Origin of the sequence: Phenylobacterium sp. Root1290, from assembly GCF_001425305.1 — a bacterium.
Classification (GTDB): domain Bacteria; phylum Pseudomonadota; class Alphaproteobacteria; order Caulobacterales; family Caulobacteraceae; genus Phenylobacterium.
In genome coordinates this window covers 168,447-182,576 of record NZ_LMEE01000005.1, presented here as the reverse complement: position 1 = coordinate 182,576, position 14,130 = coordinate 168,447, and the positions used below count along the sequence as shown (strand labels likewise).

12 protein-coding genes are annotated in these 14,130 nt (G+C 68.0%); 6 read left to right on the top strand and 6 right to left on the bottom strand.

Annotation, left to right across the window (positions count from 1 at the left end; genetic code table 11):
* Nucleotides 1-205: 205 nt before the first annotated feature.
* On the bottom strand, nt 206-976 hold the full coding sequence (locus ASC79_RS20170) for a class II aldolase/adducin family protein (protein ID WP_056026619.1): 771 nt from the start codon (nt 974-976) through the stop codon (nt 206-208).
* Nucleotides 977-1,469: 493 nt separating this feature from the next.
* Nucleotides 1,470-2,969, bottom strand: coding sequence for a glycerol kinase GlpK (gene glpK, locus ASC79_RS20160; protein ID WP_056026615.1), 1,500 nt, complete (start codon nt 2,967-2,969; stop codon nt 1,470-1,472).
* A gap of 121 nt (nt 2,970-3,090) precedes the next feature.
* Between glpK and ASC79_RS20155 the strand changes: the two genes are divergently transcribed.
* The 3 genes from ASC79_RS20155 (at nt 3,091) to ASC79_RS20145 (ending at nt 5,570) form a co-directional block, all read left to right on the top strand.
* Nucleotides 3,091-4,206 carry a DUF2336 domain-containing protein gene (locus ASC79_RS20155; protein ID WP_327082821.1) on the top strand — a complete coding sequence of 372 codons (1,116 nt, stop codon included), beginning with the start codon at nt 3,091-3,093 and terminating at the stop codon, nt 4,204-4,206.
* A 33-nt stretch (nt 4,207-4,239) separates the two neighbouring features.
* Nucleotides 4,240-5,022 (top strand): NAD kinase, encoded by a 783-nt coding sequence (locus ASC79_RS20150; RefSeq protein WP_056026607.1) that lies wholly within the window; start codon nt 4,240-4,242, stop codon nt 5,020-5,022.
* Nucleotides 5,023-5,120: 98 nt separating this feature from the next.
* Complete coding sequence (locus ASC79_RS20145; RefSeq protein ID WP_056026604.1) at nt 5,121-5,570, top strand: hypothetical protein; 450 nt, start codon at nt 5,121-5,123, stop codon at nt 5,568-5,570.
* 6 nt (nt 5,571-5,576) lie between these two features.
* Here the strand turns inward: ASC79_RS20145 and ASC79_RS20140 are convergent, their stop codons facing one another.
* Nucleotides 5,577-6,350 carry an NUDIX hydrolase gene (locus tag ASC79_RS20140; RefSeq protein ID WP_056026601.1) on the bottom strand — a complete coding sequence of 258 codons (774 nt, stop codon included), beginning with the start codon at nt 6,348-6,350 and terminating at the stop codon, nt 5,577-5,579.
* A 53-nt stretch (nt 6,351-6,403) separates the two neighbouring features.
* Entirely contained in the window at nt 6,404-7,570 is a 1,167-nt protein-coding gene (locus ASC79_RS20135; RefSeq protein WP_056026598.1) for a DUF2336 domain-containing protein, read from the bottom strand.
* A 160-nt stretch (nt 7,571-7,730) separates the two neighbouring features.
* Here ASC79_RS20135 and ASC79_RS20130 point away from each other — a divergent pair, with 160 nt between their 5' ends.
* Entirely contained in the window at nt 7,731-9,533 is a 1,803-nt protein-coding gene (locus tag ASC79_RS20130) for a hybrid sensor histidine kinase/response regulator (RefSeq protein ID WP_056026595.1), read from the top strand.
* Between the two features lie 74 nt (nt 9,534-9,607).
* Nucleotides 9,608-10,804 carry a CaiB/BaiF CoA-transferase family protein gene (locus tag ASC79_RS20125; RefSeq protein ID WP_162244322.1) on the top strand — a complete coding sequence of 399 codons (1,197 nt, stop codon included), beginning with the start codon at nt 9,608-9,610 and terminating at the stop codon, nt 10,802-10,804.
* Nucleotides 10,805-10,814: 10 nt separating this feature from the next.
* On the opposite strand, the gene ASC79_RS20120 is transcribed toward ASC79_RS20125, so the two are convergent.
* Together ASC79_RS20120 and ASC79_RS20115 are read right to left on the bottom strand one after the other, a co-directional pair.
* On the bottom strand, nt 10,815-11,639 hold the full coding sequence (locus tag ASC79_RS20120; RefSeq protein ID WP_056026729.1) for a transglycosylase SLT domain-containing protein: 825 nt from the start codon (nt 11,637-11,639) through the stop codon (nt 10,815-10,817).
* A gap of 93 nt (nt 11,640-11,732) precedes the next feature.
* The gene (locus tag ASC79_RS20115; protein WP_056026592.1) at nt 11,733-12,314 is read right to left on the bottom strand and encodes a hypothetical protein; all 582 of its coding nucleotides are present in this window, start codon (nt 12,312-12,314) and stop codon (nt 11,733-11,735) included.
* Nucleotides 12,315-12,587: 273 nt separating this feature from the next.
* On the opposite strand from ASC79_RS20115, the gene ASC79_RS20110 reads away from it, so the two are divergent.
* The gene (locus tag ASC79_RS20110; protein WP_056026589.1) at nt 12,588-14,087 is read left to right on the top strand and encodes an arylsulfatase; all 1,500 of its coding nucleotides are present in this window, start codon (nt 12,588-12,590) and stop codon (nt 14,085-14,087) included.
* The last annotated feature ends 43 nt before the right edge of the window (nt 14,088-14,130 follow it).

Here is a 14,130-nt window from a genome sequence, read left to right as displayed (position 1 = left end):
GGAATAGGCTGAATCGAAGCGGGTCTTAGGACGACGACATAGGCGCCGTCCGGTGACAGAACGATGGCTTTGCGTGTCGGTGCTGAAATACATCGTCGATAACTCCGGCGATAATACTCGACGAAGCTTATTGGGGGCGAACTGCAAAGAAAACGGGCGCCCGAGACCGGACGCCCGCCTTGCCCAGTCCTTGCCTAGGACCTCGCTAGACGTCGTAGCCCGGCAACGACCGATCCAGCTGACGCAGCGCGCCCGGCCAGGCCAGTTTGCCGCCCAGGCCCCGCGCCATCTGCGCTTTCACTTCGTCCTGCGCGGCCTCCGGCGCGAACAACACGTTTTCGCGGCCCGCCGACAGCGCCATGACCTGCTGCTTACAGGCCCGCTCCAAGTAGAACATGTTGATCCAGCAATCGGCCGCCGTCTCCCCGACGGTCAACGTGCCGTGATTGCGCAGCAGCATCATCTTCTTGTCGCCGATGTCGGCCACGAGGCGCTCGCGCTCGTCCAGGTTCAGCGCGATGCCTTCATAGTCGTGATAGGCCAACTGCGTGCGCACGATCAGCGCGTGCTGCGACAGCGGCAGCAGGCCGTCCTTCTGCGCCGCGACGGCCACCCCCTGGTCGGTGTGCAGATGCATGACGAAGTGGGCGTCTTCGCGGGCCGCATGGATCGCAGAGTGGATCGTGAACCCCGCCGGATTGATGAAATACGGCGTCTCCTGGAGGATGTTGCCGTCCAGGTCGATCTTCACTAGCGCCGAGGCGGTCATCTCGCCGAAGTACATGCCGTACGGATTGATCAGAAATTGGTGATCTGGTCCCGGCAGCCGCGCCGAGATGTGGGTGTAGATCGCGTCGTCCCAGCCATACAGCGCGACCAGCCGGTAGAGGGCCGCCAGGTCCACCCGGGCCTGCCATTCCTCAGCGCTAACCTTGCCCTTCAGCGAGCCCACGCTCGCCAGCGAACCATCGGCCATGGCGGCCTCCCTGTGGTGATTTCTGCCTGATCGTTGATTACTAGAGTCGCGCCGACAGCGATCACCGTCAAGCGCAGCCTCGCACCTTGATTCTACACGGCAAACGAGCGTTGACACCCGTCGGCGATGGATCGAGAACTCTGTTAGCGCAAAACCAACTGGCGCTCTTGAGTACCGCGTATCGGCCCGAATGTTCCTAGGCTGGGGATGGCGGGTCTCTTAGGAAAAATTTGTAGCTGCACGCTCGGAGGCGGGAGGTCGCCTGTGCGGAACATGCTGAAACTTGCCGCGTTCGCGGCGGGGCTGACCTTGGCTGGAGCCCCGGACGCCGCAACCATATACAGGGCGACATTAGTCGCGCCGTCGCCCGTGGGGACCGTCGCATCGCCCGAGACGGCCGCATCCCTGATCAGCTGGGCGCTGATGATCGCCGGCTTCGGCATCGCCGGCATGGCGATCCGCTGGCGACGCTGGGTCTTCAGAGCCTAGCCGGTCAGGCGGTGGTCTTCACGCGCGCCACCGCGTCCAGCCAGCGTGCGTAGGCCGCTTCCCGGCCATGGACGCTCAACGTCGGTTCCATGCGCTCGGTCGAGGGCCGCGCCGCCGCGGCCTCTTCGACACTGGCATAGACGCCCGCCCCCAGGCCCGCGAACAGCGCCGCGCCAAGCGCCGTGGTTTCCATGTAGGTGGCGCGGCCGACAGCGATGCCGGTCAGGTCGGACAGCCGCTGGCTGAACCACGCGCTGCGGGACATGCCGCCGTCGATCCGCAGCTCAACGTCGCGGCCGAACGCGCCGGGCGCATCGGCCCGCATCGCCTCGATCAGGTCGCGGGTCTGCAGGGCGCAGGCTTCGAACGCCGCATCGGCGATCTCGGCCAGCCCCGTGTCGCGGGTCATGCCGAACAGCGCGCCACGCGCATTGGCGTCCCACCACGGCGCGCCAAGGCCGGTGAAGGCGGGCACCAGCACCACGCCATGATCGCTGCGCGCGCTCTGGGCCAACTTCTCGACGCCGGCGCCCCCGCCCTCGACCTTCAGCCCTTCATTCACCCACTGCAGCGCAGCGCCGGCGATGAAGATCGAACCTTCCAACGCATAGGTGGGGCGACCATGCAGCCGAGCCGCCACCGTGGTCAGCAGCCGTGAGCGCGAAGGCGCAAGATGCTCGCCGGTGTTCACCAGCATGAAGCAGCCGGTGCCGTATGTGGCCTTCATCTCTCCGGCGCGAATGCAGCCCTGGCCCATCAGGGCCGCCTGCTGATCTCCCGCCACGCCGCGGATCGGGATGGCTCGCCCCAGCAACTCGCTCTGCGTCGAGCCGTAGTCGCCGGCGCAGTCCAACACCGTCGGCATCAGGGCCGCCGGCACGTCCAGCATCTCGAGCATCTCGGGCGACCACGCCTGCGCCTTCAGGTCGAACAGCATGGTGCGCGAGGCGTTGGTCGCGTCGGTGGCGTGGACCTTGCCGCCCGTCAGTTTCCAGATGACCCAGCTGTCCATGGTGCCGGCCAGCAGTTCGCCGGCCTCCGCCCGGGCCCGTGCGCCATCCACCGCATTCAAAATCCAGGCGATCTTCGTGCCGGAAAAATAGGGGTCGAGCAGCAGTCCGGTCAGCTCGGTGACCAGCGGCTCGCGACCTGCCGCGCGCAGGCGCTCGCAGGTGGGCGCCGTGCGGCGGTCCTGCCAGACGATCGCCCGGTGGATCGGCTTGCCGGTCGCCTTGTCCCAGACGACCACGGTCTCACGCTGATTGGTGATCCCCATCGCCGCCACGTCCTCGATCGGCCGACCGGTCTTCGCCAGCGCCTCGCGCATGACAGTCACCGACGCCTCGAAGATCTCCTCGGCGTCATGCTCCACCCAGCCGTCGTCAGGATAGAATTGCTGCAGCGGGCGGCCCGCCTCGGCCACCGGCGCGCCGGTGGCGTCGAACACGATCGCCCGCGTCGAAGTGGTGCCCTGGTCCAAGGCCAGGATCAGAGGTTCCGCCATTCTCCACCTCCGCAGATCTCACTCGGCGCACGACTCGCGCCCACATGGTCAACAGGTTGTAACCATGTTTTCATCCGCTCGGCGCAGATTCGAAGTGAGCGCCGGGGATGCCAGTTTGAGCGTGGCCGCCAAGACCGATGACCTGCTGAGTCTGGCCCGCAGCCGCGCGCCGGCCGACCGCGAGCGTCTGCTGCTGGCCATCGTCGATCTCTGCGACGACGGCGAAGGCGCCGCCGACCTGATGACATCCAAGCCGGTCCAGGCCCTGCTGAACTCGATCTTCATGTCGCTCGTCGTCGAGGCCGAACGCGACATCCGCCGACGTCTGTCGGAGAAGCTGGCCCAGGCGGACTGGGCGCCGTCGGCTCTCGTCAACGTGCTGGCTCTGGATGACATCGAGATCGCCCGCCCCGTCATCGCCAGCAGCCCGGTGCTCAAGGACCACGACCTGGTGCGCCTGCTGGTCGAGGCGACGATCGAGCACCAGATCGAAGTCGCCCGCCGCCCCAACATCGGTCCACCCGTCGTGGCCGCCATTCTCCAGCACAGCGAACCGGCGGTGCTGACCGCCCTGGCCGGCAACGCGACGGCTGCCGTGGCCGAGCATGACCTCGCGGTGCTGGTCGCCGCATCCGAACGCAACGCCGCGCTTCGCTCGCCGCTTGCGCGTCACCCCGGTCTGACCGGCGGTCTGGCCCGCCAGCTCTACGTCTGGGTCGGACAGGCGTTGCGCCATTCGCTGGTCGATCGCTTTCGCCTGGACGCCGCCGCGCTCGACGCCGCCCTGGCCGTTTCCGTCCAGGAGGCCCATGGCGGCCTGGCTACGCCGGAAGTCGCCGCGCCTCACGCCCGCGAGGGCGAGCGCGAGGAGATGGAGCGGCGGCTGGTCGCCAAGCTCGAGGCCGCCGGCCAGCTGCGTCCCGGCTATCTGCTGCGCGCGCTGAAGGAAGGCCGCCTCACCCTGTTTCTGGCCAGTTTGGCGTCGATCGGCCGCTTTGATCCGACCCATGTGCGCCGGGCCGTCGACTCCGACCGCCCAGAGCTGCTGGCCCTGGCCTGCGCCGCCGTCGGCATCGACCGCAGCGTCTTCCCGACCATCCTCCAGATGGTTCGCAACCTGAACCACGGCCTGCCGGGCGGCGGACAGGAAGGCGCGCGCCGCGCCGGCGGCGCCTTTGGGCCGTTCGACGCCCACTTCGCGGGCGCCGCTTTCCGCCAGGCCGTGAACCCCGGTTGACGGATCGCCCGTTTCACGGACTTTTGCCCGGCCATGTTCAAGCCTGAGCCCTTCGTGACCCGTCTCGCCTTCGCGGCCAGCGACCGCCCCGAGGCCCAGGAGGCCAAGGAAGCGCTCATCGCGCGCTATGGTCAGGCCTCCGACGACGAGGCCCAGGTCATCGTCGCCCTCGGCGGCGACGGCTTCATGCTCGAAACCCTGCACGAGAACCTGAAGGGCGGCCGGCCGATCTACGGCATGAACCGCGGCTCGGTCGGCTTCCTGATGAACGAGTACAGCGAGGACGCGCTCCTGGAGCGGATCAACGCGGCCGAGCAGGCGATCATCCATCCGTTGTCGATGGTCGCCGTCGATGCCGACGGCCGCCGCCTTGAGGCGCTGGCCATCAACGAGGTCTCGCTGCTGCGCCAGACGCGCCAGACCGCCAAGCTGCGCATCTCGATCGACGGCAAGGTCCGGCTGGCGGAGCTGTCGTGCGACGGCGCTCTGGTCGCCACCCCTGCCGGCTCGACCGCCTACAATCTCTCGGCCCACGGCCCGATCATTCCGCTGGACGCAAAGGTGCTGGCGCTGACCCCGATCAGCGCCTTCCGCCCCCGCCGTTGGCGCGGCGCCCTGCTCGCCCACACCGCCAAGGTCACCTTCGAAATCCTGGAAGCCGACAAGCGACCCGTCAGCGCGGTGGCCGACAACTTCGAGGTCCGCGATGTGGTCCGGGTACAGATCGCCGAGAACCGCGACGTGGCGTTGCACATGCTGTTCGACGCTGGCCGAAGCCTCGAAGAGCGCGTCCTGGCCGAGCAGTTTTCTGTGTGATTACCGCTGGTTCCGGGCTCATTCGTTGTTAACGCCTGCCCTCTAGGCTGACGCATGTTGTCCTAGGAGGCCGCGTAGTGAGCCAACAGAATCCGGTCATGCAGCCGCCCAGCCTTCGTCTGAAGGTCGGTGGCCGGTTCGGTGCGATCGACCCGAGCGCCATCGCCAAGGCCGAAGCCGCCCTGAAGAGCCTGTCGGGCAACTTCGCCCAATGGCTTTCCGAAGAAGTGGTCAAGCTCGACGCTTCCCGCGCGCGCGTCCGCGACGAAGGCGTTTCCGCCGAGACCATGGAAACCCTCTACCTCCGCGCTCACGACCTGAAGGGTCTGGGCACGACCTATGAATTCCCGCTGATCACCCGCATCGGCGCTTCGCTGTGCCGGCTGATCGACGACAAGGACAAGCGCCTGACCGTGTCGCTGGCCCTGGTCGACGCCCACATCGACGCCATCAAGGCGGCCGTGCGCGACGACATCAAGACCGACGACCATCCCGTCGGCCGCATCCTGATCGAAGAGCTGGAACGCAAGGTCGCCGCCGCGGCCTGACGGCGTCTACATCACGCTCGACAGCGGCTCCTCGACCACGCCATAGCCGGCGTCCGGCGGCAGAACCAGAACCTTGCCGTCCGGCCGATCCTGGATCTGCGGCTCCACCGTCACCAGGGTCCGCGCCTGGGCCTGCGCGACGCAATCGTCGGCGCTGACCGCTTCGGCCAACAGCTTTACGTTCATGCGGGTCGGGAAGATCACCTTCCGCTCGCCGGCCTCGGCCAGCCGCAGAACCTCGAGCGGCGAGATCCATTCGGCGTCGACCGTCTCGCGGCCATCGCACGCGGCCAGCTGGTCGTCCGGCGCCGTCACCACATAGAACCAGGTATCGAAGCGCTTGGGCGTCAGCGGCGGCGTGATCCAGCGCGCGAAAATCGTCAATGCATTCAGATCGATGACGACGTCCAGCTCGCGCACCACGTCAAGAAAAGCCAGCTCGCCCGCATCCACCTTCTGACGCACGTCCAGCGGCGCCGACTCCCCGCCGATCGGCGATCCGTCCGAGCGGCGGCCCAGCAGGATGCCCGCCTCCTCGAACACCTCGCGGATCGCCGCTATGCGCAGGCCGCGCTGCTCGGCGTCGAACTCCGCCCAGCCTAGCGCCTGGCCCTTCCAGGCCGGGTCGTGGTCGCCCGCATGGCTCTTGCCGCCCGGAAACACCAGCGCTCCGGAGGCGAAGTCGATCTGGTGATGGCGCTTCACCATCAGCACTTCGAACGTCGGATCGTCGCGCAGCAGCAGAATCGTGGCGGCGGGCTTGATGTCTGGCGATGTCATGGCGCGCAGCTTGGGAGCCCCTCCCCGCGCACGCAAGTATGACGCTAGGGCAGTTAGGCGCTGGCCTGACGCCGCGCCTCGGCCTTTTCCTGATAGGACGCGCGGGCCGCGCCCGACAGCCTGTCCATCTTGTCCAGCAGGTAGTCAGTGTCCTCGCGCCCGGCGATCTCAGGCTGGGTCAGGAAGCGATGCAGCATCCGCTCCTGGAAGCGCTCGCGGTCCCGCGCGCCACCGTCGAACTCCATGGAGTGATATGTGTCCACCCCGGCCCGGAAGGCGCCGTAGAGCCGCGCCGGCAACCCGGCCCGGTCATAGACCGCCTTCAGCCCCAGCGGGCCGGCGTCGTGGATCATCAGCCAGGTGCGGTGGTGAGGCACGCTGGCCAGCTCGGCCAGTCCCCACTCTAGGAAGGTCATGTGCCCCTGGGCGAGGGCCCGCAGCAGCAGCGAGGCGGTCAGCCGGTCATGCTGGCGCAGATGGCTGACAAAGGCCTTCACGTCGCTGGTCCGCCCGGCTTGGTCCACCAGGTCCACCGTCGCGCGCTCCTGCGCGCCCATGGCGATCTCCAGGGCCAGCTCGGCGGAAATCTCGTGTCGGTTCAGCAGGTGGTCGCGAACCTGTTCGCTGACCATGCTGACCAGCTTCTCGGTCACCGCCAGCGGCAGCGCGTTGCGATAGGCCACCGCCGCCAGCACCTGCTCGGAGCGTTCGAACCGCTCGACCGCGTCGCTCAGCGTCTGGTCGGCGAAGTCGGCGTTGTCGTTGGCGCACGCCGCCTCGACCGCACTCTCCGCGCCATGATCGACGATCGCCCGCGTCACCGCCTTCGACACCTGCGGCCGCTTGGCGATCGCGACCTGACGCACCGGCTCGCCCAGCCGCACGATCTCGACCAGATCGGCGTCGGTGAACACCGGCGACGCGCCCAGGATCGGCAGGCAGACCGTTTCCACGTCGCGGGCCAGTTGCAGCGCCACATCGTGCGGCACCAACGGCGAGCTCTTCAAGGTTATCGACAGCGCCTCGCGCACCATCTCGGCGGCGTCGCGCGCCATCACCCGCAGGATGTCCTGCGCATGGCCGCGGTCGTCTTCGCTGAGCACGGCGGCGTCCAGTCGGCGGCAGATCTTCCGCGCGGCGAAGGCGCGTTCGTCTGGCGTCGCGCCCCTGACCAGCGTGCGGATGTCTTCGTCCGTCAGCGCCGCCCGCGTCGTCGCCATACCCCTGCCCCCGATAGGGGCGTCAGCCCCCGCCAAAAGGATAATCTAGGGTTAAGCTTAATGAACGGTTGCTCGCCCGGCTGTGGATTTACCTTGCCGCGTAACCCTCCGCCAACCCTGCCGCGCTAGGGTCTTGGCCAGCCGCCGAGGAACCCCATTCATGCTGGTCGAGACCGATAAACTAAAGACCCGAGGCGGGTCATCGGTCACCCAGCAGGCGCTTGAGACCCAGACATCCCTGCTGCCCTACGCGCTGGGCGTCTTCACCATCAGCCTGCCGATTCTGGTCTGGGCCGGCTCCTACGCGCAGAACGCCGTCTGGATGACCGGCACTTTCGCCATCTTCGCCGTCGCCTGGGGCGTCTTCTACGCCGCGGTGAACTGGCTGAAGGAGCCTGAGGCCCTCAACCTGCGCAAGCGTGGCCAGGTCCACATCCTCTGCGGCCTGATCTGGGCCGCCGCGGTCGCCCAGTTGGCGGCGTTCGGCGACGGCGCCGGGCCGGTTCGCGGTGAACTGATGCTGATCTCGGTCGCCGCCGCGGTCATGGTGATCTTCTTCACCGCCCCCTGGCTGCCCAGCCTGCTGATTGTCGGCGCCGCCACCGCCGCAGGCCCGCTCTACTTCCTGCTGCGCAACGCCGAGGAGCGCAGCCTCGCCAACCTGGCCTGGGGCGGCATCGCCCTGGCCTTCGCCCTCGCCCTGATCCTCAACCGCATTCTGCGCCGCCAGTTCGCCCTGGCCGCCGAGCGCGAGGTGCTGATCACCGACCGCGACCTGCGCATGGACCAAGCGCGCCAGCTCGCCCAGTCGAAGTCGGACCTGGTCGCCACCCTCAGCCACGAGATCCGCAACGGCCTGACCGGCGTCGCCCACGTGCTGGCGTCCGCCGTCGGACACAACGGCCGCAGCGCCCCCTCTCGCGAGCAGCTGTCCGCGGCGCTGGACGCCGCCAACGACCTGATCTCGGTGCTCAACACCACGCTCGATTCCGAGACCGCCGAAGCGGGCCGCCTGGAGGTCGACACCCACGCCTTCGACGCCGTCGCCCTGATCCGCGACCTGGTCATCCTCAACCGCCCCAACGCCGCCTCGCGCGGCCTGGAGCTCACCCTGCACATCGCGCCCGATCTGGCCTCGCGTGAGCGCGGCGCGGCCGTCGCCGACGCCCACCGCGCCCGCCAGATCCTGGCCAACCTGCTCGGCAACGCGCTGAAATTCACCGTCCGCGGCCGCGTCGAGGCGCGGGTCGAACTGGCCGCCTCGGGCCGCCTGGCGGTCGAGATCGCCGATACTGGCCCTGGCCTGGCGCATGAAGAGCTCGAACAGGCCTTCGAGCCGTTCAACCGGATCGCCCGCACCAGCGCCGGCACCTCCGGCGCGGGCCTTGGCCTGTCGCTCTCGCGTCAGCTGGCGCGCCTGATGGGCGGCGAGCTCTCGGCCCACAGCGCCGTCGGCGTCGGTTCGTGCTTCCGCCTGGAACTCCCCTTCGACGTTGAGGCCCAGCCCACCGGAGAGATCGAGACGCCGGTCGAGCTCGGCGCTGTCCAGACCGAGACCCGCCAGCGCCTGCGCGTCCTGATCGCCGAGGACGACGCCCTCAACGCCGCCATGCTGCGCGCCGTCCTCGAACAGCTCGGCCACCAGGTCGTCCACGCCGTCGACGGCCGCCGCGCCGTCGATCTCGCCCGGGTCTGCGAGTTCGACCTGCTGATGATCGACGGGCGCATGCCCAACATGGACGGCCCCGCCGCCATCGCCGCGGTCCGCGAACTGGAAGGCGCCATCGCCCTGGTCCCGATCGTCGCCGTGATCGGCGGCGACGCCGACGAAGCCAACGAGTGCACCCAGGCCGGCGCCGACTCTGTCCTGCGCAAGCCGGTCAGCGTTTCGGCCGTCGCCCGCGCCGTGGCCGACGCCGTCGCGGTCGAGCGCGGCGAGACCCCGGCACGCGCCTTCGCCTGACCTGACGCCCGGGCAGCCTTGAGGCCGCGCCCGGCGAGCGCCAAGATGCCCCCAACAACAAGGGAGGGCGCCACGTGCTGCTGCAGGGTCTGAAGGTCGTGGAATTCGCCTCCTATATCGCCGCCCCGGGCGCGGCCGGCGTCCTGGCCGACTGGGGCGCGGAGGTGATCAAGGTCGAGCGCCCCGAAGGCGACCCGATGCGCCACGTGTTCGGCGACGCCAAGGGCGAGATTTCCGGCAATCCCACGTTCGGCCTCGACAATCGCGGCAAGCGCGCCGTCGTCCTCGACATCTCCAAGCCGGAAGGCCGCGACGCCCTCGCCCGGCTCGCCGGCCAGGCGGACATCTTCCTGACCAATGTGCGTCCCGCCGCGCTCAAGCGCGCCGGGCTGGACGAGACGACCCTGCGGGCCGCCAATCCGCGGCTGATCTACGCCATGGTCACCGGCTACGGCCTCGACGGCCCCGACGCCGGCAAGCCCGGCTTCGACGTCACCGCCTTCTGGTCGCGGGCCGGGGTCGCGCACATGCACGCGCCCAAGGGCACGGACCCATTTATCCTGCGCACCGGGGTCGGCGACCACATGACTTCGCTCGCCACGGTCTCGGCGATCCTCGCGGCGGTCTATGAGCGCGAGCGCACTGGCGTCGGTCGCGTGGTCCAGACGTCCCTGCTGGCCACCGGCATCTACGCCGTCAGCTCCGACCTCGCCGTGCAGCTGGCCTTCGGCAAGCTCGCCTCGAACCGGCCGCGCAGCGCGCCCTTCGATCCGCTGGCCAACTTCTACCGCAGCCGCGACGGCCATTGGTTCGTGCTGAACCCGCGCGGCGCCAGCAACGACTGGCAACTGCTCTGCAAGACCTTCGATCGGCCCGACCTGCCCGCCGACGAGCGCTTCGCCTCCGGCCGCGTCCGCCGCCAGAACAGCGCCGCCCTGGTCGAGCAGTTCGACGCCGCCTTCTCCGCCCTGGATTTCGAAGAGATCGCCCGCCGGCTGGATGAGGTCGATCTGGTCTGGTCGCCGGTCCAGACGCCCGCCCAGGTCGCCGCCGACCCGCAGGCCGCCGCCGCCGGCGCCTTCGTCGAGATCGAGGACGGCCATGGCGGCGCCTACCGTTCACCCGCCGCGCCGGCCCGCTTCCCGGGCGCCGAAGCCGACCGTCGCCCGCCTGCCCCGGGCCTTGGGCAGCACACGCGCGAAGTCCTCGCAGAGCTCGGTTATTCCACCGCGGAGATCGAGGCCATGCTCAGCGCCGGCGCCGCCGCCTAGCTGCGCCCGCTCAGCTTGCCTTGTCGCGCGCTTCGGACAGGACGCGCAGCATCTCGCTGGTGAACAGCGAGCCGGTCACGCGGCGGCTGGCGCTCGCGTCGTCGTCGGACTTCACGCCCCGCAGGATCAGGTCGACCATGGCGTCCTGGCTTGATTGCACCGCCTGCTGGCGCGCCGACGCGTACTGGACGAATTCGGTGCTCGGCGCCGGCTGCCGCGCGCCCGTCGCCGCTGGGCCGTTCGCGCCCTTGGTCAGGTTGGCGTAGACCTCGGAAACCGTGGCGGCTCGGCCGTTGCGATAAAAGATCGAGCGGTTGGCCCCCGCCGCGTCGGGAAACAAGGCCGCGGCGCTGGCCCCAGGCTGGGTGCGGACAGCCTCGATCAGCCGCGCCGATCCCTGCGGTCCCAGGAAGTGCGCGGCATACAGCTCGCCGGCGGTCGGCGTGCGGCCGACCCTGCCCTTGAGATAGGAGGCGTGGTCCGACGTCAGTTCGCCGGCCATCAGCGAGGCCGCGTGCGGATCCAGCCGCAGGTCCATCACCGCCTTGCGCGCCTCGGCCCCCGCCACCCGGTAGCGGCCGTCGGTCCCCTTGGTGATCAGCTCCGAATAGCGGGCGTAACCGTACTTGGCGCCGTGCTGCTTGAGCGTCGCCAGCCAGGTTTGCTCGACGAACTGGAACAGGCCCGCCGCCGAGGAGGTCGAGGCCTTGGCCCGCGGGTTGTAGCCGCTCTCCCGCGCCGCGGTTTTCATCAGGAAGGTGAAGTCGACGCCGGTGGCGTTCGAGGCCCGCTGAATTGCGGCCTCCACGACTCCCTTGATTCCCTGAATCGACATGGCCCAGGTGTGCCCGGTCATGGTTAACGCGCCGCTAACCATGTTCGCTGGGCGCCCCGCCCCAAACCCCGCCGAAAAGCTACCGCCCTTGCCTCACCACTCAAGCGCTTCGGGGTTCTCGATCGGCGATCCCGATCGTGTATCCACCGCGACGCGCTTCAGCCGGCCGTCTTTCAGGAGCCCGACCATGTAGGCCTGGACTTCCGACGTGGGGTTGGAGGCGCTTCTCGCGATGCCGGCCACGACCGCCGGTGCGCCCTTCTCCGAGGCTTCAGCCGTCCGGATCGCGTCGGCCAGCGAGACCTTGGCGGCCTTCACCGCAGACGCGCGCCGTTGGTTCCGCCAGGTCAACATCCACGCCGGGACAGACGCCCCAATAAGCTCAACCGCTTGGCTGGTCGGATTGTCGAGCCGCCAGAACCTGACCTCCTCCCCCTTCAACACGATGGCGGAGTAGCCTGGAGCACCCGCGACGTTGTCATAAGTGATCGCCGCCACGCGTCCGCCGTTCAGGGCCTCGATGTTGGTCACCATGTCCGGCAAGATCTTCGGATCGCCGCTGAAACCAGTGACGTCGATGCTGAGGTTCTGGTTCACCTTCAGGGTCTGGGCGAGAGATGGCGCTGCAGCAGCCAGACTGCTGACGGTGGCGAGCGCAAGCAGAAGGGCGCGCATGGAGCTATCCTTGGAGGTTATGTTTCCCACCCGCGTTACACCCCTCAGCAATTGCAAAGTCACTCGCGCCGACACCTGAGCATGGGCGGTGGTCCACCTGAGAGCCGCCCTCGCGAATGACCGAGACAGGTGGATGGTGTTGAAGAAGTCGGTCCTCAGTCTGGAGATAGCTGGCCAGGGGGATCTTGCATGGAAGCCTGCGGGTAAAGCCCGATATCGCCTTCCGGCGCCGCCCCCAGAATCCAGGCTTCGGTTCTGGCGAGGAAAGCGACCATGGCGAAGAAACCCAACATCCTGATCCTCTGGGGCGACGACATCGGCCAGTCGAACCTCAGCTGCTTCACCAGGGGCATGATGGGTTACACCACGCCCAACATCGACCGCATCGCCAGTGAGGGCATGCTGTTCACGGATTACTACGCCGAGCAGAGTTGCACCGCCGGCCGCGCCAGCTTCATCACGGGGCAAGGCGGCCTTCGCACCGGCCTCACCAAGGTGGGCATGCCTGGCGCCAAGGAGGGCATGAAGGACTCAATCCCCACCATCGCCACTGTGCTCAAGGCCCAGGGCTACGCCACCGGCCAGTTTGGCAAGAATCACCTCGGCGACCGCGACGAGCAACTGCCGACCATGCATGGCTTCGACGAGTTCTTCGGCAATCTCTACCACCTCAACGCCGAGGAGGAGCCGGAGAACCCCGACTATCCCGACGCCAAGGAGTTCCCCAATTTCCGCAAGCGCTTCGGCCCGCGCGGGGTCTTGCACTGCAAGGCCGACGGCAAGGGCGGGCAGTCGATCGAGGACACCGGCCCGCTGACCAAGAAGCGCATGGAGACGATCGACGACGAGGTCACCGAACGATCGGTCGCCTTCATTCGCGAGCAGGTGAAGGCCGGCGTACCCTTCTTCGTCTGGTTCAACACCACCCACATGCACTTCCGCACCCACGTGAAGCCGGAAAGCAGGGGTCAGGCCGGGCGCTGGCAGAGCGAGTATCACGACGTGATGATCGATCACGACAAGGCGATCGGCGTCCTGCTCGACCTCGTGGACGAACTGGGCATCGCCGACGACACCTTCGTCATGTACTCGACCGACAACGGACCGCACTGCAACTCCTGGCCCGACGCGGGTACGACGCCGTTCCGGTCAGAAAAGAACACCAGTTGGGAGGGCGCCTACCGCGTGCCCGCCATGGTCCGCTGGCCGGGCAAGATTCCCGCTGGCTCGGTCTCGAACGACATCGTCTCGCACCTCGACTGGTTGCCGACCTTCGCCGAAATGGCGGGCGCCGCCTCGATCAAGGAGGACCTCAAGAAGGGCGCCACCCTCAACGGCAAGACGTTCAAGTCCCACCTCGACGGCGACAGCCTCGTGGGCCACCTGACCAAGGGCGAGAAGAGCCCGCGCAAGGGCTTCATCTACTTCACCGACGAAGGCGAAGTGGCCGGACTGCGCATGGACAACTGGAAAGTCGTGTTCATGGAGCAGAAGGCCGAGGGAACACTGGAAATCTGGGGCCGCCCCTTCGTCACCGGCCGCATCCCGAAGCTGTTCAACCTCCGCACCGATCCCTACGAGTTCGCCGACATCACCTCGAACACGTACTGGGACTGGTATCTAGATCGGGCCTTCATCCTGGTCCCGTGCCAGGACATCATCGGCGAGTATCTCGAGACGTTGAAGGCGTTCCCGCCGGCCCAGAGGGCGGGCAGCTTCAATCTCGAGAAGGTGATGGACACCCTGCAGTTCGGCGCAACCGGCGGCTCCTGAGGACCGACTGTCGCTCGCCTCGCGCAAGCGCGGCGAGCGACCC